19 protein-coding genes are annotated in these 18,844 nt (G+C 38.7%); 8 read left to right on the forward strand and 11 right to left on the reverse strand.

Annotated features, from left to right (window positions below; all coding sequences use genetic code 11):
* Positions 1-14 precede the first annotated feature (14 nt).
* From MBBTH_RS01395 to hemB, 3 genes are all read right to left on the reverse strand, one after another.
* Entirely contained in the window at positions 15-338 is a 324-nt protein-coding gene (locus tag MBBTH_RS01395; RefSeq protein ID WP_116591258.1) for a DUF2085 domain-containing protein, read from the reverse strand.
* 285 nt (positions 339-623) lie between these two features.
* Positions 624-1,502 carry a triphosphoribosyl-dephospho-CoA synthase gene (locus MBBTH_RS01400; RefSeq protein WP_116591259.1) on the reverse strand — a complete coding sequence of 293 codons (879 nt, stop codon included), beginning with the start codon at positions 1,500-1,502 and terminating at the stop codon, positions 624-626.
* Positions 1,499-2,503, reverse strand: a complete 1,005-nt coding sequence (gene hemB / locus MBBTH_RS01405) for a porphobilinogen synthase (RefSeq protein WP_116591260.1) — start codon at positions 2,501-2,503, stop codon at positions 1,499-1,501. The genes MBBTH_RS01400 and hemB overlap by 4 nt, the downstream gene beginning before the upstream one ends.
* Before the next feature lie 139 nt (positions 2,504-2,642).
* On the opposite strand from hemB, the gene MBBTH_RS01410 reads away from it, so the two are divergent.
* Both MBBTH_RS01410 and aroC read left to right on the forward strand, forming a co-directional pair.
* Positions 2,643-3,059: a hypothetical protein gene (locus MBBTH_RS01410; RefSeq protein WP_116591261.1), complete on the forward strand. Its 417-nt coding sequence runs from the start codon at positions 2,643-2,645 to the stop codon at positions 3,057-3,059.
* A 119-nt stretch (positions 3,060-3,178) separates the two neighbouring features.
* A complete protein-coding gene (gene aroC, locus MBBTH_RS01415; protein ID WP_116591262.1) occupies positions 3,179-4,273 on the forward strand; it encodes a chorismate synthase in 1,095 nt (364 codons plus the stop codon).
* Here the strand turns inward: aroC and MBBTH_RS01420 are convergent.
* Both MBBTH_RS01420 and MBBTH_RS01425 read right to left on the reverse strand, forming a co-directional pair.
* Positions 4,249-5,199, reverse strand: a complete 951-nt coding sequence (locus tag MBBTH_RS01420) for an MBL fold metallo-hydrolase (protein WP_116591263.1) — start codon at positions 5,197-5,199, stop codon at positions 4,249-4,251. The genes aroC and MBBTH_RS01420 overlap by 25 nt on opposite strands.
* A gap of 13 nt (positions 5,200-5,212) precedes the next feature.
* A complete protein-coding gene (locus tag MBBTH_RS01425; protein WP_116591264.1) occupies positions 5,213-6,133 on the reverse strand; it encodes an MJ0548 connectase family domain-containing protein in 921 nt (306 codons plus the stop codon).
* Positions 6,134-6,431: 298 nt separating this feature from the next.
* Between MBBTH_RS01425 and acs the strand changes: the two genes are divergently transcribed.
* The 3 genes from acs to MBBTH_RS01440 are packed head-to-tail and all read left to right on the forward strand — an operon-like array spanning position 6,432 to position 9,565.
* Positions 6,432-8,528: an acetate--CoA ligase alpha subunit gene (gene acs / locus MBBTH_RS01430; RefSeq protein ID WP_116591265.1), complete on the forward strand. Its 2,097-nt coding sequence runs from the start codon at positions 6,432-6,434 to the stop codon at positions 8,526-8,528.
* A 58-nt stretch (positions 8,529-8,586) separates the two neighbouring features.
* The gene (locus MBBTH_RS01435; protein ID WP_243409614.1) at positions 8,587-8,949 is read left to right on the forward strand and encodes a hypothetical protein; all 363 of its coding nucleotides are present in this window, start codon (positions 8,587-8,589) and stop codon (positions 8,947-8,949) included.
* Positions 8,939-9,565: a DUF447 domain-containing protein gene (locus tag MBBTH_RS01440; RefSeq protein WP_116591266.1), complete on the forward strand. Its 627-nt coding sequence runs from the start codon at positions 8,939-8,941 to the stop codon at positions 9,563-9,565. The genes MBBTH_RS01435 and MBBTH_RS01440 overlap by 11 nt, the downstream gene beginning before the upstream one ends.
* A gap of 40 nt (positions 9,566-9,605) precedes the next feature.
* Here the strand turns inward: MBBTH_RS01440 and MBBTH_RS01445 are convergent, their stop codons facing one another.
* The 5 genes from MBBTH_RS01445 to MBBTH_RS01465 all read right to left on the reverse strand — a co-directional run bounded on the left by MBBTH_RS01445 (position 9,606) and on the right by MBBTH_RS01465 (position 15,394).
* Entirely contained in the window at positions 9,606-10,577 is a 972-nt protein-coding gene (locus MBBTH_RS01445) for an ABC transporter substrate-binding protein (RefSeq protein WP_116591267.1), read from the reverse strand.
* 149 nt (positions 10,578-10,726) lie between these two features.
* Positions 10,727-12,115, reverse strand: coding sequence for a glutamate--cysteine ligase (locus MBBTH_RS01450; protein ID WP_116591268.1), 1,389 nt, complete (start codon positions 12,113-12,115; stop codon positions 10,727-10,729).
* 39 nt (positions 12,116-12,154) lie between these two features.
* Positions 12,155-13,555, reverse strand: coding sequence for a glutamate--cysteine ligase family protein (locus MBBTH_RS01455; RefSeq protein ID WP_116591269.1), 1,401 nt, complete (start codon positions 13,553-13,555; stop codon positions 12,155-12,157).
* Entirely contained in the window at positions 13,548-14,345 is a 798-nt protein-coding gene (locus tag MBBTH_RS01460) for a class II glutamine amidotransferase (protein ID WP_116591270.1), read from the reverse strand. Before MBBTH_RS01460 ends, MBBTH_RS01455 begins: the two co-directional genes overlap by 8 nt.
* Positions 14,346-14,458: 113 nt before the next feature.
* Entirely contained in the window at positions 14,459-15,394 is a 936-nt protein-coding gene (locus MBBTH_RS01465) for an ABC transporter substrate-binding protein (RefSeq protein ID WP_116591271.1), read from the reverse strand.
* A 49-nt stretch (positions 15,395-15,443) separates the two neighbouring features.
* Between MBBTH_RS01465 and MBBTH_RS01470 the strand changes: the two genes are divergently transcribed.
* Positions 15,444-16,058: a class I SAM-dependent methyltransferase gene (locus MBBTH_RS01470; RefSeq protein ID WP_116591272.1), complete on the forward strand. Its 615-nt coding sequence runs from the start codon at positions 15,444-15,446 to the stop codon at positions 16,056-16,058.
* 3 nt (positions 16,059-16,061) lie between these two features.
* Here the strand turns inward: MBBTH_RS01470 and MBBTH_RS01475 are convergent, their stop codons facing one another.
* Entirely contained in the window at positions 16,062-16,262 is a 201-nt protein-coding gene (locus tag MBBTH_RS01475; RefSeq protein ID WP_116591273.1) for a MoaD/ThiS family protein, read from the reverse strand.
* A gap of 498 nt (positions 16,263-16,760) precedes the next feature.
* Here MBBTH_RS01475 and MBBTH_RS01480 point away from each other — a divergent pair, with 498 nt between their 5' ends.
* Both MBBTH_RS01480 and MBBTH_RS01485 read left to right on the forward strand, forming a co-directional pair.
* Positions 16,761-17,774, forward strand: coding sequence for a 7-cyano-7-deazaguanine synthase (locus tag MBBTH_RS01480; protein WP_116591274.1), 1,014 nt, complete (start codon positions 16,761-16,763; stop codon positions 17,772-17,774).
* A gap of 5 nt (positions 17,775-17,779) precedes the next feature.
* Positions 17,780-18,535, forward strand: a complete 756-nt coding sequence (locus MBBTH_RS01485; RefSeq protein WP_116591275.1) for a HesA/MoeB/ThiF family protein — start codon at positions 17,780-17,782, stop codon at positions 18,533-18,535.
* Positions 18,536-18,844 lie beyond the last annotated feature (309 nt).

An 18,844-nucleotide genomic window follows, 5' to 3' on the forward strand; every position in this document is an offset into this window, starting at 1 on the left:
AAAATTCCTCCACACTAAAGAAAATAAAACTTAAATGCCTTGATCAGAATAATCAAACCTAAACCGCCGCACAAGCCTGTAATAAGTCTTAACGTATTGTTGCTTTCCCTAAGCTCAAAATATTGAGTGAAACCATCGATTGCAGCAGGAATCAATAGCAACACTGCAAAAATCAGGAACTGCATAGAATAATCTATATAATTAAAAAAAGCGTATATGCAATACAGAATAACTGAGATATAGAATCCTGTACATCTGGCACAAACCGGAAATTGGTGTCCCTTAATATGAAAACTTCTCTCAGGCCTTCTATGACAAATCAAATATGTAACATCCATTCTAATCAAAAATCATTAGGAAATATACACTATCATGAAGTGCGATTTACATTTAACTACCATATGCCGACTATAATTAAGTCAATTTTCTTTTACCTCTCCAATTTATAAAAATTAAAAAGGCAATTGATTATCCTCTTAAATATTCAATTTTAAGATATATAATACTCTATTTAGCAAAATATTTAAAGTTATATACTTTTATAGGTCAATCATAGTTGAAATGTAAAAAATATATGTCAAAAAAAGTTAAAAAAAACATATTCAGAGAATTTCTCTGAACAATCATTCAAAATTGGATTTAAGATAACTTACAAAAATTGAAGCCGCTGTCAAATCCGCAGTTGTTCCCGGATTATACTTGTTGCTGAAGAGATAATCATCAAATTGGCCAACCAATTCCATGAAATCATCAGAATCCTTCATTTTAAGCAAGTCACGAGTCATCAATGATATTTTAAGGGCTTCCTCATCCCCATATTTTCTTGAAATCAATGTATCAGGAACATGTGACAGTATTGTCAGGAATGTCAAAAGGCAAGCCTCGTTTTGGGTCTTTTCCTCTTTCAGCTTATGGTAGATAGGATATCCTATCTCAAAAACAGCAGGCATGTCGCTGGTCATTTCACGGGCAAGCATATCCCAAGGAGCTGAGATTTTCAAAACGTCATACATTGTCTGGTTGTTCTGCCTAAGTTCGTTTTTAGCATTGTCGCTTGCAACGTCATACTCATCCTGATCTCCCATTCCACCGGCATCTGCAATGTTGATTGCATCATACAAATCGCATGCGTCATCAACTGAAGTGTTTCCCATGACCAACTTGATGTTTTCCCTTATCTCATCGAATGAGTCACTGATTGCAGCTGCAACCGCAATCGGGGTTGTCATCATGACAATTCCCAAGTTGGTGTTGTTCTTAATCCACTTGTCGGTTTCGGCCACTGCCTGAAGAATGTATTTACCCAATTGAGGGTTTTCAACATCCACATCAGTGCATGCCTCACGTATTGAGTCTCCAATTACTATTCCACTTATCACAAAGTCCTCAAAGACCATGTCATCATAATCACGAGTCCTGTGGACATTTCCAGGTTTAGGATATCCGCTTACCTCAAGTGCTGATGCAATCTGAGCTATTTTTGCAATTTCTGACGCCTTCATTCTATCACATCATTCAAAAGTAAGTATGGTGCAAAGTTAGTGATTATTAAGTCTGCTCCAGCTCTTTTTATTGAAAGCAATGATTCGGTGATTGCCCTTTCTGTTAGAAATCCTTTTTCAATGGCTGCCATGAGCATTGCATATTCCCCACTTACGTTGTATGCAACCAACGGCAACATGAACTCGTCCCTTACCATGCGGACAACATCAAGGTATGGAAGTGCAGGTTTCACCATCAGGAAGTCACATCCCTCAATTACGTCAAGTTCGCATTCACGGATTGCCTCAACCGCATTTGCAGGATCCATCTGGTAGGATTTCCTGTCTCCGGCATGTGGTGATGAGCATGCAGCCACACGGAACGGCTCATAGAATGCTGAAGCGTATTTTGCTGAATAGGACATTATCATTACATTGTAGAATCCGTTTTCATCCAATGTCTCACGGATTGCGCCAACCCTTCCGTCCATCATGTCTGAAGGCGCAACAATGTCCGCACCCGCTTCGGCATGGGACAGGGCCACTTTTGCGATGTAAGGCAAGGATTCGTCATTGAGAATTTCAATGCCGTCATCGGTATCGTCGTTTTCAACAATCATTCCGCAATGGCCGTGTGAAGTGTACTGGCATAGGCACACGTCTGTAATTACAACAAGGTCGGTTTCCTTCTTGAGCCTTCTGACCGCCTTTTGAACGATTCCTGTTGCGGAATAGTCAGGGGTTGCAATCTCATCCTTTGTGTCCTCTTTTGGAATTCCAAATACAATTATTGATTTCAATCCTTTAGCCTCAAGCTGCTTTGCAAATTCGACACCGCTATCTAAAGAATACCTGTATTCTCCTGGAAGGGAAGAGATTTCCTCCTTTTCCATGCCTGTGAGCTCCTCTTTAAAGTAGATTGGATAAATCAGGTCGTCTTTTTCAAGCTTAGTTTCACGGACAATGTTTCTTATCTTTGCATTTTTTCTTAATCTTCTCATTCTTGTAATTGGAAAAACCATAATAATCACTTAATTAACTTTATTTATTTTAAAATTATTTAACTTTTCACATGATGAAATTGCTTATCTGATGTAAAAAAAATATTTCACATAACTTAATTATTGAAAATCAACAAAAAATCAATTAAGGTGATTTAAAATGAGGAAAACAACAAGTTATCTACTGGTATTGGCAATCGTCGCAATGTTTCTCTTAACCGCAGTCAGTGCGATTGATTTGCAAACCCACGACTTTGACGGCCATTTCAAGATGGATGTTCCAAAAGATGCATCATTCAAGAAAGTGAACGACACATATGAAAGTGGAGCAGTATACATTGATGAAAAAAATAGCATTACAGTCTCATACACCGACAAGGAAGACTATTCCGGAAGTTTCCCATCATTTACAGCGGATGCCGGAACCAAAATGTATGAAGACGGAAATTACAGTGTAATGGAATTCCCAGACGGCACCAAACTGGTATCATATATTGATGAATCACATTTGGTCTTAATTAACTCAACAATGGAAGTTAAAGACGTTGAATCCATGTTGGACACAATAGATTTTTAGATTGATTGAAAAATCAATCTGCCTTTTCATTTTTTTGACCTGCAAAGCAACTGTTTTTATTTGAAATTTTTACAAATTTAAATATGATTTAAAAGATATATTTACAAAAGAGGTCAAACATGTCAAATTCAATAGGAGAAAAATTTAGAATCACAAGTTTCGGAGCAAGTCACGGCCCGGCGGTCGGAGCCATTGTTGACGGATGCCCTGCAAACTTAGAATTGACTGCCGAAGATATCCAGAAGGAACTCGATAAAAGAAAACCTGGCACAAGTGGTGTGACCACACCTAGAAAGGAAGCCGACGAGATCCAGATTCTTTCAGGAATATTTGAAGGCAAAACAGATGGAACACCAATCACAGGAGTTATTTTCAATAAAAACCAACATTCAAAAGACTATTCCATGTTCAAAAACACTCCACGCCCATCCCATGGGGATTACGGCTGGATGATGAAATACGGAAACTACGATTACAATGGCGGCGGCCGTGGAAGCGGCAGGATAACTATCGGACATGTTATTGGAGGAGCCATAGCCAAAAAACTATTGAAAACACAAAACATTGAGATTGTCTCACATGTTGTCCAAATCGGAGACATAAAAGCAAAACCACAGGACTTCAATACAATCAAGGAGAATATTGAGAAAAATCCTGTTCGCTGCGGTGATGCTGATGCTGCAGGAGAAATGGAAGAGCTGATTTTATCCAAAAAAGAGGAAGGAGATTCCGTTGGAGGAATCGTTGAAACCATTGCAGTCAATGTTCCTGCAGGACTTGGAGAACCTGTCTTTGACAGACTTGACGGAGACCTCGCAAGAATCCTAATGAATATCGGAGCGGTTAAAGGTGTTGAGATTGGCCTCGGATTTGACGTTGCTGCACATACCGGCTCTGAAATAAATGACGCTTATCAAATAGATGACGGCAAAGTTACAACAAAAACAAATAATTCAGGAGGCATCGTTGGCGGAATGAGCAACGGCATGCCTATCGTTTCCAGAATTGCCGTTAAGCCTACACCATCAATTTCCAAATGTCAGGACAGCATTGACCTTGAAAAGATGGAAAACAAAAAAATAGAAATTAAGGGACGACATGATCCCTGCATATGTCCTAGAGTGACCGTTGTGGCTGAATCCAGCACTGCAATCATCCTAGCAGACCATATGATTCGTTCAGGATTCATTCATCCTTCAAACTTGGAATTTTGATTTTTACTGTTCTTGATAATGGACAATTCATCGAATTCCTGATGCTTGAAAGCCAGCTGATAGGAATTCTTTTTTTCACTTTCATAGAGATTGTGGCTTGTACTGTGGATTGATGACTGGACATCCTTAAGTGAAATCAGCCTGAATCTTTTCGGATTATTGTAATTCACATTGAATGACAATCCGTCAAATGCAGCTATTGTCTTGACGCCAGTGACCTTGGACACTTTTTTTGCCTCAGTAACCGGATTGCTTGAAATCATCTTAAGCCCCAAATGTGTCATGACCGCAACCTTCGGCTTGACCTCATTGATCAAATCGATGAAATTGCGTGTGCACATGTGTCCGTTGATGGACTTGTTTCCCGGCCTTAAGACACTTGCAATCAGAATGTCAGCACCCTTATGCTCATTTGCCAGACCATCAAAGTAGCCTGTATCTGAGGTATAGGATAGCTTGAAGCCGTTGTAGTCTATCTGGAATCCTGAGCCTGTTGGATCTCCATGAGTGGTTTTGGTACCCTTAATGGTAATGTTGTCCAGTTTGTTGGTGAAACCAGGCTTTAAAACCAACTTATCTGATTTTGACTTGTGATAGTTTGAAATGCAAGGGCCCCACTTTTCATATCCCTTCAGGACGCTTTCGCTTCCTATGATTGTACCTGTCCTTTTGGTCATTCCCTTGGTCATTGCCTCAATCAGAATCTCCGCATCGTTGTAGTGGTCAGTGTGGGAATGTGAAACTATGACCCCACTCAAATTACGCGGATCGAATCCGAACTGGTATGTTCTGATTAATGCGCCAGGACCAGGATCAACATGGTAGTTCTTGCCACCCAAGTTGTCAATTCTGAATCCACCAGTCATTCTTCGCTGGCTGATGGCGGAAAACCTTCCACCACCACTTCCTAAAAATGTAAGTTTCATTTAAAAACCCCATTCATAATGAGCATAAAATTACATCACACTTTAGAGAGGACTTGTCCTTCTTGAGGCACAGGTCTTCATTCTCAATGACAACTTTATCTCCTATCTTTACGTTATCACTTTCTGTAAACATTAAAACGTTTTGGCCTGGGCCCGCAAGCTGTTTCCAGTTCTCGTCAACAGCCTGAACCTTCTTGTCCAACTGCACGAAAAGCATGTTGTCGTCGATATTGACCACTTTTCCGACTGTGCCCTCATTCATGATCTTGTTGACCATGTCAATCTCAATCTGTTGCTGGACAATCTGTTCTGTCAGCTCCTGTCTGAACTTGGTCAAGACCTTTATGTCATGGTCTATTGTGATGTCCAGATGCTTTTGGGCTTCCCTCTCATTGAACTCAGGATGCTGAATCATCACGTCGACATTCTTTCCGACAGTAGGTGTCTTGGAGGCGACGTCCTCTATTATGCCCTGGAAGATCTCTCCGATGTACCTTAGGCTTTGGGAAGATTTCCATTCTCTTTTAATAAATGTTTCAGCCATACGCTTTGCATAGTCATTACCGAAGATGATGACTCCGTTCTTTCCTGCCTTACGGGATTGTGTGTCTGATCCCAATAGCTCTATAATCTGGTAACCAGATGTGGTCCCGTAGATACGTCTTCTTCTTGTTTCAAATGTTCCTTTTGTGCTTACTTCTCCACGAATGGTGTTTCCGATTATCTTCAATTTGCTGGCATCGTCAGTAATCTTTATTGAAATTCCCAGTTCCTTCGCCCTTTTCAGGAAATCCTCATCTGCAGTAATTTTTCCACTGTATAATTCGTCTTCTAATTTTTTTAAATTTTCTTTATCACCGAAATATCCTATCTTTCTTTTATCACTCGCCATTACACATCCTTTTTTTCCAACATAAGCGATAATTAAGCTCATAATATCTCCTAACATTGATATTTTAAAATTCTTAAAATATCATTAATTTATTATTTATATATATTTTTAATTATCATACATTATATAGTTTAATGATAAGTTTGAAAAAACGTTGATTTCATTGATTTTAAAAATAAATATAAACAATTAAAACAGTTAGAACAAAAATATTAGGAATTTTGAAAGAATAAGCAATATCTTTAAATAATAACATGACCTATATATTATTATATTAATTGTTAATTATTTATCATGATAATTTAACATGAATATACAAAAAACGACAGGAGAAAAACTTATGAAAGATCTCAATAAGATGTTTAAACCTGAATCTGTGGCTGTTATTGGAGCTTCCAATACCCCTGGAAAAGTAGGATATATCATTGTTGATAACCTCATTAACGATGGTTTCGAGGGAGAAATATATCCGGTAAACCCAAAAGGTGGAGAAATTCTTGGAAAAACCGCTTATCCAAACATTAAGGACGTACCTGGAAAAGTTGATTTAGTGATTATCACTATTCCTTCCCCATTTGTAAACACTGCCGTTAAGGAATGTGGTGAAGTCGGTATAGAAAACATGGTTGTTATTACTGCTGGTTTTAAAGAAGTGGGTGAAGAAGGAGCAAAATTAGAAGCTGAATTAACTGCACTCGGTGAAGAATACGGTATAAATATTATCGGACCAAACAGTTTAGGAATAACCGATTCTCACACTCCATTAAATGGATCATTTTCACAAATGATGCCTCCAACCGGAAACATGGCATTCATCTCCCAAAGTGGAGCAATGATGGTGGCTATTATCGATTGGAGCGTAACCTCCGGAATTGGATTCAGTAAAGTAATAAGTTTAGGAAACAAGGCCGGAGTATCAGAAATCGAGCTATTGCAATACCTGGCTGAAGACGATGAGACCAATGTTATCATCTGTTACTTAGAATCCATTTCAGATGACGATGACTTTGTAAGAACCATGAGGGAAACCGCACACAAAAAACCGATTATCGTGCTCAAATCCGGTTCAAGCAGTGCTGGAGCAGCAGCTGCATCCTCACACACAGGAGCATTGGCGGGCAGTGACCTTGCATTCGATACAGCATTCCACCAATCAGGAATCATGCGTGTGGAAACTATGGCTGAACTCTTCGACCTCGGTTTGGCATTCTCAAAAGCACCACTTCCAAAAGGAGATAACGTAGCTATCATTACCAACGCAGGCGGTGGAGGAGTTTTAACCGTGGACGCAATGGAAAAAGCCGGTTTAAACCTTGTTCAATTTGATGAGGAAACCACTGCAAAACTTAAAGAATGCGTTACTGAAGAAGGAAGTGCGAAAAACCCTATTGACGTATTGGGTGACGCACCTGTAATCAGATACAAAGAGTCATTAGAACTTGTCTTAGGCTATGATGACGTTGACAGCCTAATCGTAATGGTCTGTCCAACAGCATCCGCTGACCCTGATGGAATTGCCGAAGCAATCATCGAAGAGAAAAACAAATTTGACAAACCTGTAATTGTCGTCAACATGGGAGGACCATCCTTCGAAGATGCAAACGACGCCTTAAGAGAAAACGGTATTCCAACATACGTATTCCCTGAAACCGCAGTGACCGCTTTAGAAGCAATGGTCAAATTCGCAAGACTGGAAGAACGCGAATACGATGATGTAATCGAAAAGATTGATGACGTTGACAAGGATGCAGTTAAAGCGATCTTCGACAAAGTTAAAGCAGACGGCAGAGACACACTACTCGGTAGTGAAGCATACGCTGTAGCTGAAGCTTACGGAATTTCAGCAGCACCTATCAAATTATCAACAAGTGCTGATGAAGCAGCTGAACTTGCAGAAGAAATGGAATTCCCTGTCGTGCTCAAAATCGCATCCGACAAGATTCTGCACAAATCAGATATCGGTGGTGTAAAAGTTGGAATCAGCAGCGCCGAAGAGGCAAAGGCAACATATGAGGAAATCATTGCCAATGCTAAGGCTGCACACCCTGACATCGTTCCTGACGGAGTGGAAGTGCAAAAAATGATGGATTCCGGTGAAGAAGTCATTGTAGGTATGATTCGTGACAAACAATTCGGTCCTATGATCGCATTCGGTATGGGCGGAATCTACGTTAACCTTATTGAGGACGTATCATTCAACCTTGCAAAAGGAATGAGCTCACAGGAAATTGAAGAGCAAATTGCTTCAACCAAAGTATCCAAACTGCTTGAAGGATACCGTGGAGAAGCACCTTGCGATGTTGAAGAGGTTAAGGAAGCTATCAAAAGAGTAGCCAGATTGACCTTAGACTTCCCAGAAATATCCGAGCTGGACATCAACCCAATATTCGTATACGAAGAAGGTTCATCCGCTCTCGATATTAAAATCAAATTATAATTTCTCATTTTGAGAAATTACTCTTTTTTTATTTTTTTAAACCATGCCCGGTGACATTATGTATGGTGAAATAGATTTGGAATCATATACCATTTCCATAATCCGATTGAACACTGCATTTCAGAAATTGGAGGACAATGCGGATGTTTTGGAAATCAGAAGCTTGTTTGAGGAAAGCTATGAGGATTTGCAAAAGATATATTTGGACATCGTCGATGACTTGAATCAGGATGAGGTCAACTTAAACGAGTATTACCTGTTCTTTGCAAACGGAAAACAGGCATTCCCACAATACATAGATGCTCTGAAAAGCATCGACAACGATGAATTGGAAAGTTCGGTGAAATCGCTTTTAAACGTGTTTGAAAACCTAAACAAGATTGCCAAGGAATTTAAAGGAATTGATTTGAATGACTATTGATTTGAGTAAACTAGGTATTGAAAAGGACTTGCAATACGAATGCATTACAACAACCGTCAGCAGGGATGGAGTCAAAAATGCGGCGGCTTTCGCATTTGTTTATTTGGGTGGTGACAAGGTTCACTGCCACATCTTCGAAGGGTCAAAAACATTGAAAAATATCCTATATACTAATGAATATGTAGTTAACGTTACACAAGATCCATTGGTTTTCACCTATGCTACATTAGATTGCTTAGGCGATGAATATTTCACCAGTGATGAGGACATAGCCATCATTAAAAACACCCCTGCTTACATTATTGTGGATGTTGAAAACGTTGAGGCCAAGACCCCTGAAAATTTCCCAATCAAGGGGGACAACAGCATATACTTCATCGACGGAAAGATAAGGGAAGTCGTCATAAACGATGAAAATGCACAGGCATACAACCGTGGAATGAGCGGTCTTATTGAGGGGCTTGTCAGCTTCTCAAGATACAAGATTGTCGATGATGAAAAAAGAAAGGCGTATATGGACAGACTAATCGAAAACCAGAGGGTTATCGAAAAGGTTTCAGACGAAAAAACAAAGAAAGCCATGGCTAAACTGAGAGCCGAATACGAAAAAAACTAGTTTTTAAAAAAAAAGAAAATAAAAGCATAGTTTGAATCAACTATGCTTCCCAATATAAATCTTCATGGGAAATTGTTTCGTTTAAAATTCCTAAGTCAACTTCTAATTGTTGGAATGCATCCACGTTTGCTTTGTAAGTGTCATCCAAACCAAAGATGAATGGGAAGCTTTGTAATGAGTCAGCTTCAGCAGCAGGGTCAGCAACGATGTCTTCAGGTAATAATTTGACTATGTCGTCAGTCTTATTAGCTTTGATTTGTTCGTTGATGAAAGTGGTTGCATTTTCATGAATTGCTACAATATCTTTTGCAGTGTCTTCATGATTTTTAATGAAGTCGTCTGATGCTACAACAACACAACATGGGTGTCCTGGCATGATTTCGGATGAATCAACTAATTCATCAATGTTGTCATCGGTTTCCCCAAGACTTACATAAGGTTGGAAAGTAATAGCTGCAGGAAGGTTACCGGTTTTTAAAGCGTCGTTGATAGATGGAACTTTCATAGCAGACTCGTTAACATCATCTAAAGACATTCCATTAGCTTTTAAGTATGCTGAGAGCAATACGTGTTGAATGGATGCTTCACCAGGAGTTGCGATAGTTTTTCCAGCTAAGTCTTGAGCGCTTTTGATATTGGAATCATCAGTTACAATAATTCCACTACCTTCTACTTGAGCGGAGGAAATCACTTTTACAGGAACGCCGGATGATACTGAGGACAGCACAGGAGCAATTCCCACATAACCCACATCGACGTCTCCACTAGCCATAGCGGTCATTAAATCTCCACCGTTGTTAAATTGAACAAGTTCAGTGGAAATGTTTTTTTCTTTATATAAACCTTGTGCGTCTGCCACAAATAAGGCAGCGTCGTGATCGGAAGGTAAATAACCGATCTTTACAGTGTCGTCTCCTCCACCTAAAAAGTCAAAGAGACCTGCACTGGCAGAACCCATTACGAGAAATGCTGCAAGTGCCAACACTAAAACAAATGTAATCTTTTTATTCATTTTTTTCACCGTAATTAATTTAAATTAATTTACAATTATTAATTTTAAGTAGACTGTTATATATAAATTGCCTAAATTTATTAACAATTGTTATATTTGAATCCCCATTAAAACTATTGAAAAATTAATATATATACTTTATGCAAAAATTATTTGCCAACTAAGGCGATATTGACATATTTTTCATACTCTGCACAATCAACCTCACCGATGTTCTTCAAATTAAGAATGCTTACATTCTTATTGTTTTTGGACAGTTCCATGTGCACGTTGATATATCCTTCCTTCTCAATCAGCTTCAACAGCCTCTTTCCGTATGTCAGGTCAGGATTTGCAATTCTGTTCATCATCATGCTCAATGTCTTCATGTGGTCAATTCCCAAAACCTCGCACATTCCATACATCTCGTTTATGATATCGGCGGCCCAACTTCTTAAGGTGACCTCCTCGCCGTCCCTCAACAGCCTCATTGAGTCAACGTATGCCTTTTCGGCAACATTCTCCTCATTTATCTTGGCCTCTTCCTGCCAAAGCGGATAATCGGACTCCTCCTTGATGTACATGTAGATTAAAAACAGATGCAGAAATGTCATGTCATGAAGGACAAGACCGCACTTGTAAAACGGATTGATGTCCAGGGTCCTTATCTCAATATACTCGATTCCATCCTGATTCAAGGAATTCAACATGTCCTTTGGATTTTTAGGTTTAAGCCTGATTTGAGTATACAGCTCCTTGGCCTCTGAGAGGTCCCCATCGTCAATAAACTTCTGGATGTCATTGGTGAAATCCTCAACGGAGTCATATGACGGATACAAATCCTTTAAATTCTTATATCCGCAGGAAGCGTTTCTAAATGAAGGTCCCTTGGTTGAATAATAGCTGCCGTACTCATCCTTGGCATCCATAAGGTGAATGCACTCATTGGAAAAGGTTTTATGAGACCCGATTGAACATCCGGTCAAATAGATAATCAGCCAGCAGTACCTAAGGTAATTCCTGGCTATTTTCAGGTAAACCTTATTCTTGAACTCCTGGAAAGGCAATTCAGGGTCTTCAAGATAGTGCAGTTTCCTAAGAAAGTTGTCGCTGAATGAAAAGTTGAAATGCACCCCTGAAATCATTTGCTTTTTGACTCCATACTTCTTGGCCAGTTCCTCACGGTACTTTTGAGAGGCTTCACCCTCCTCTGAGTATTGCGCTATGGGAATCTTGTCCCAATAGGGCAGTATGCATGGAATTGACTGGAACCAAAGATACTCGTCTTCCGGAAGGGATGAGTTAACCAAATCGGATAACAGTGAAAATGTGGAAAATGCCTCATCGATTGTGTCGAATGCAGGAGTGATAATTTCAATCTGGCTTTCTGAAAAATCAGTTGTGATGAGAGGATTTGTAAATTTATCGCCAAATATCTCTGGATGAGGTGTTAATGACAACTCACCATCCCCATTTGCGCGCAGGCTTTCCCATTCTATTCCAAATGAACCTTCCAATATTTCATTTGTGGGTATTTTGGTTAAACTTTTAAAATTCACTTAAACTCACCACTTAAGTTAAAGTTTGTATTTCATTGTTTAGATAGTTATGCCCAATTTTCCGTAATCTTCAATAATTTTTTCGATTTCTGTTCCGTTATTCACTGACTTGATTACGTCTTTTCCCGGATTTGAGCGTCTTTTGATGCGGTCATATAACGGATTCAGGAATATTTCCTCTCCAATGCCTCTCTGCTCAAGCCCGTCACATGCCAAGTCAACGATTTCCCTTGACAGGTCGCACAGACAGTCTAAATTTATGAATTCCGGGAGCTTGTCCTGAATCAAAAGCTTTCTGAGTTCGCCTGCGGTATATCCCCTGTGATACAACACGTTGTCCTTGCTGACAATTTCCTCCAGCTCATCCAGCTTGTCCTTCAATCCCATGTGGAATGCAGCCACACACATGGAATCCCTGATCGGTTGGGTGCAAATGCTTCTGAATTCGACTGTGCCCCTGAAAGTCAGGTTGATGAATTTAAATGGTCTTAAATATTTTATATCACTGATTAAAGGTTTAACATCGATTTTACGATATTCTCCGTCGCAATAGATTTCGCCTGAAACGTAATCCTGCTTGAAGTATTCCAGAAGGTTCATGGACGGGAAGTTGATGTATGCGCCATCGCGCATCACGCAATAGATGTTCAGGGATTCAAGATATGCCTGAAGGTCATTGATGTCCTTGAAGTCGACATCATAGACCCCGATATTGTGAGGGTTTACCCCATGGGTGGAATATTCCCACAAAGCATCCCTGAAGCAGGTGTATTTATCATCTTCACCATACAACACGGAATTGGAGAACAATAACGCCTTGATCGGTTCAATTTTTGAAAAGACATTGATTGTCTGTATCAGATTCTCCCTTGTGACATCCAGCTGAACCTGGGAGGCTGATGAAAACATTCCGTATTCCGGATACTTATGGAAGTGCATAGGGATGTTTTCATAATTGCTGAATGACTTCAAGTGATGATAAAGCATCAGATACCTTTCTGAAGGTATTGGCTCGTTGATGTTATATTTCCTGTACGGGTTGATTCCCATTCCTGTTAACGTATGGTTGTACTCTTCAAATGATTCCTTAACGAATGCATAATACTCGCTGAATCTTTCATTTATTGAAAACAGCTCCTTTTCACGACCCATTGCAAACTCTATGTTGTTGTATGAGCAGTCATAGCAGACTATATCTTCATTTTTAGGGTTTTTCAAGGCAAAGACATTGCTGTCATAGTCAATTCCATCCGCCTTGAAATCATTGAACTGCTTTTGAAACTTGTCTGTGATTGTGTGAACGACATCGAAATCCACCGCCTTCTTGTCAAGATTGATTATGGGAATCTCGATTTCAATGCCTATGAAATTCTTATCCTGATTGGTCGGTTTGATAAACTCCTCATAAAGCTTATCCCTAATTCTCTCTTCATTAATCATCAATATCATCCTTATGGACTGTTTTTAAAAATTCCTCAATGGCCTTTTGGTGAGCATCTGTAAAAATGAACTCGTTTTCATGTTCCCCACTTTCAAAAATTATATTGCCATCGATTAAACCGAATAATTTGTTCAATTCAACTTCCTTCCAATTCTCATCATCATTCAAGGGAGTTGAAGCCACCAAAAAGCCTTCATCACTTTTTAGGTAGTATAGAGAATTTCTCATGTTAGAATGAATGTAAGTCAGGTCCCCATCATATACCATCAGGTTCAGCTTATTGTTTTTTGACAGGTCCTCAACTATATCTGTCAATAGGTTAAAGCGTTCCTTTATGGTTGAGGGAGCTCCCTTTGAGCTTTCAAATTCATTAATCTTATCAATAATGTAAAGTAATATTCGCTCAGAATCAGTGTCTCCATTTTCCTTATCCGCGTACTTGTCAAGTTCCGGATAATCGAAAATGGTTCCGTTGTGTATTAACATCCATGACCTGTTGTTATCATCTGCTTCGATAAATGGGTGGCAATTGGGAGATATTATTTCACCTACCGTAGCTAACCTGATGTGAGCGAATACGTTTTTTCCAACCACAGGATGAGACAATATGTCTTTTAAATTCTGACTGCATGTTGCTTTTATAGGTTCTTTTCTAATAACAAATTCATTTGATTTCATAGTTGCCAATCCCCAGCCATGGGGATGGTCTTCAGAGTGATTATAAAAACATTCAAGACATTCATTTATTTGTTTTGGCGTATTTGAATTAAAACAAAAAATTTCACACATTGATTCTCCTCCTATAATTGGTTTATCACAATTGTTATATTGCAATAACATATGTTATATTAAATTTTGGCATATATAAATATTGCTAAAAAAAGAATTGAGAGGCAGTTGAATTAACTGCCTTCCCAGAAAATCTTATCTTGAGAAATAGGTTTTTTCAAGATACCCAAATCGACTTCCAAATCCATGAAGTCCATTACATCCTGTTTATATGAATCATCCAAACCGGATATGAATGGGAAGCCAGCCATGGCCTTTTTCTCAACCTCAACATCACTTACAATGTCTTTCGGAAGCAATGCTGCAGCCTCATCAGGATTGCTGTTGATGAAGTCGGTTGCGTTCTTGTGGATTTCCAATATTTTTTGGGTCTCATTAGGATGGTTCTCAATGAACTTGTCGGAAGCTACAACAACACAGCATGGATGGTTAGGCAAAATGTCTGCTGAATCTGTTAAAACCTTAGCTCCGTTCTTCTCGGCAATTGACACGTATGGTTCGAAAGTGATCATACCATCAATCTTACCTGTTTTAAGTGCGTCATTCATTGAAGGAACCTTCATTGCTGAAACTTTCAAGTCATCAATTGACATGCCGTTTTGCTCCAGGTAATATGTGAGCAGCATGTGCTGGATTGAGGCCTCACCAGGTGTCGCTATTTTCTTGCCTGCCAAGTCCTGAACGGAAGATATTCCTGAATCCTTGGCAACCACAATTCCGGACCCTTCGGTCTGGGCTGCTGAAATCACTTTGACCGGAACTCCCTTGGCTATTGAAGACAATACAGGAGTAATTCCGACATAACCCACGTCAACATCACCGCTTGCCATGGCGGTCATCAAGTCCCCACCATTGTTGAACTGGACAAGCTTTGTCTTAATTCCATTTTCTGCATATTTACCTTGTGCATCCGCAACAAAAAGTGCCGCATCGTGGTCAGATGGCAGGTAACCGATTGTCACCTCTTCACCGCCACCTCCAAATATTAGGAATGCACCGACAGCAACCACAATGATTGCTATAATAATTGCGATAATTTTATTATCCATTTAATCACCAATATTAAATATATTTGAAAAATTATTAAAGGTTTTGATTATGGTAGCTGAAAAGATCACACAGTGCATGAAGCCTCACGGCGAGGAAGGCTTTGAAACCATTAGCAATATGAACGAAAACCACAAGGAGATTTCCGAATTTGCATTTGAATGCGTTAATGTGGGAAATAATGATAAAATCCTTGATATAGGCTGTGGCGGAGGAGTGAATATCGAGAAATTCTTGAAATTGACAAAAAACAATGTTGACGGATTGGATTATTCAGAAGTGTCTGTGAAGGCATCCATTGAACAGAACAGAAAAGCCGTGGAAAACGGAAGATGCAACGTTATCCAGGCGGATGTGAGCGACATGCCAATCGATGATGAGAGTTACGATTTGGTAAGTGCATTTGAAACCATTTACTTCTGGCCTGACATCAAAAATACATTCAAAGAAGTTTCAAGAATCATAAAGCCCGATGGACAGTTCATGATTGCACAGGGAACAGACGGCAATCATCCCGATGATGAAAAATGGCTGGCCGAGGTTGAGGGAATGAGCGTATACACCGCTCCTGAACTTGAAGAATATCTTCTTGATGCCGGTTTTAAAAGTGTTGAAAGTTACGTTAAGGAAAACGATTACATTTTAGTAGTTATTGCACAAAAATAACTACTATCCACCATATATTATCTGAACCAATTGAATCTCATCACCGTCATTTATTGTGCTGTCCTCTATTGTCAGTTCACCGTTCTGCTTTGCAACTGTTGTCTGGGAGGACAATTCCAGGTCATCCAGAAGGTCCTTAATGGTGTAGTTTTCTTTCAGTTGTCTTTTTTCATTGATTTGCTTGTATTTTAAGTTGAAATCCATCTTATCACCTACGATTCGATTTGTGTTTTAATAGCCATTAGGGCTAAAATTCAAATCATGATTATTAACAATTGTTATATTATTCTCTTGTTTTTTAAATATTTCTATAGCATTGTAAACAAAGTCAAAAAAATCACTCCCACATTTATGCTTGATTAAAAAATTCAAAATATTTATATATGAATATATACTAACTTAATGACATGGAAAAAATAACTATTGTTATATAATTATATTTCAATGTCAAAACAGTTTTTTCCATAATCTCGGGCAATATTAACAGCTATAACTTGAAAATAACTGCCAATTCCGCAATTCCCATTAAAACAACAGGAAGATCACTAATACCAAGTTATAGCTGAATCTGATTAATGAGTTATTAACTCCTTAAAAAATTAATACATAAATAATGATTCCATAACTCATTAATTCAAGAGCATCAAAACCTGATGCTCTCAACTATTTAAATTTTCAATGACAAATATAAGAAATGATACAATGAGCATAGAAGAGAAAATCAATATTGTTAGAGATATCCTAAAAGATAAAAAGGTAGCGATTGGCTTTTCAGGAGGAGCAGATTCAACACTTATAGCCTATCTGGCCTCAAAAGTGGCTGAAGACACATTGGCAATAACAATAGACAATCATCTGTTCCCTACCGGCTTCATTGAAAATGCCAAAAAGGCTACAAAATCTTTTGGAATTAAACATGAGATAATCGACATCAACTTTTACGATGACGAGTATTTCCTGTCAAACGACTCAAAAAGATGCTTCACATGCCGCAACCTGATGTACAGTGAAATCAAAAAGCTTGCAATCGAAAAGGGTTTTGATTTCGTCTGCGACGGCAACAACATCAGCGATTTGGTCATAGACAGGCCAGGAATTCTTGTTACATATGCAAAGGAATTTGAAACACCTTTAATTGAAGCCAAGCTGACTTCAAAGGAGATTCATGAATATCTCAATGAGAACGGCATTCCATATTCCCGATCAACAACATGCCTTGCAACCAGAATTCCGACAAACACCAAAACCACAAATGAGAAAATCGAAAGGATAAGCCATTGTGAGGATTACATCCTATTCAAGACAGACTGTGAAATTGTCAAGGTCAGGGACAATGATGAACTTGCGATTGTTGAAGTGGACAGTTTGGATGAAATATTCAAAGATGGCAAATATAATCAAATCAATGATGAATTAAAAGAGCAGGGCTTTGGGAAAATCGTTTTAAACCTGTGCGAAATTGATGATGATGAGGACATAGCCATTGACTATGGGAACCTGTCATTTTCATATCAACTACCGTTCACGATAAACATTGAAGAGACAGGAAAGCAGATTAAAGACAAAATTATTAATGAAAGCGAAAACAAAATAGAACTAGAAAACATTACAATTAACCAAAACGGATTGATTAGTGGAAACAATTATGAAACTTATGAGGATGCATTAGATGCATTTATGGAAATCTTATCAAAATTAAGAAGAAATATTAGGTGAATAACATGCCAACAAGATACATAGGTGACGGATACTGGGAAATAGCTTCCCGTCAAATGAGTATAGTAACTAGAAGCGAACAGGAAAGATTTAAAGACGCAAAAATCACAGTTATTGGTTGTGGCGGAATCGGTGGAGAAACCATTGAAATGCTTGCAAGAATGGGAATCGGAGAATTGGTTCTTGTTGATAAGGACGCATTTGACCTGTCAAACTTGAATAGGCAGACCATGGCTTCAATAGCTGATTTGGGCCTTGATAAGGAAGCTGTCGCTGCTGAAAAGGTCAGACTTATAAATCCCTATGTAAAAGTAACCACATATAATGAGCATGTTGATCAAAGCAATATCGACAAGGTCATTGGAGATTCCGATATTGTCATTGACGCCCTTGACAATGTCCTGACAAGAGTCATCGTGTCAAGAAAAGCAAAGGAAAAGGGAATACCATACATCCACGGAGCAATACACGGAACCCTCGGCCAAATCACTGTATTCCTGCCTAACAGCGACAAGACATACGAGGAAATGTTCAACCTTCCTTCACTCGGCAAGGAACTGAATGATGAAACAGTTGAAGCATTGAAAAATGTCACATCAGGCGTTCCACCGGTCATAGGACCTACTCCAAACTTAATAGGTTGTCTTGAGGCAATGGAAGCCTATAAGATAATAACCGGAGTCGGCAAAGTCACCGTAGCTCCAAAAATATTGACATTTGACTTACTTGATTTAGGTTCATTCTCATTAGATGAACTCTAAATTCTTTTTTTAATTTTTACCACCATCTTTTCAACACCAACCAAGTCCTTAACATTCAAGAACAGAATGAAGATTAAATTGAACAACAAATATCATTCATAACCTCTTTTCATATCTTGTTTTTATGGTTAAAGTATTTTTTAAGTGATATTAAATAAATAACCACCATTATATTATCCAATGAAGCAATATAGAATTTTAATTCAATTTTATATGAATAACACCCAATAATTTACAAATTACATTGCTGAACATATCCGCACAAATGTCCAATAAATCTTAACCTTTATATATGGATTAAAAATATAA

Source organism: Methanobrevibacter thaueri, from assembly GCF_003111625.1.
Classification (GTDB): domain Archaea; phylum Methanobacteriota; class Methanobacteria; order Methanobacteriales; family Methanobacteriaceae; genus Methanocatella; species Methanocatella thaueri.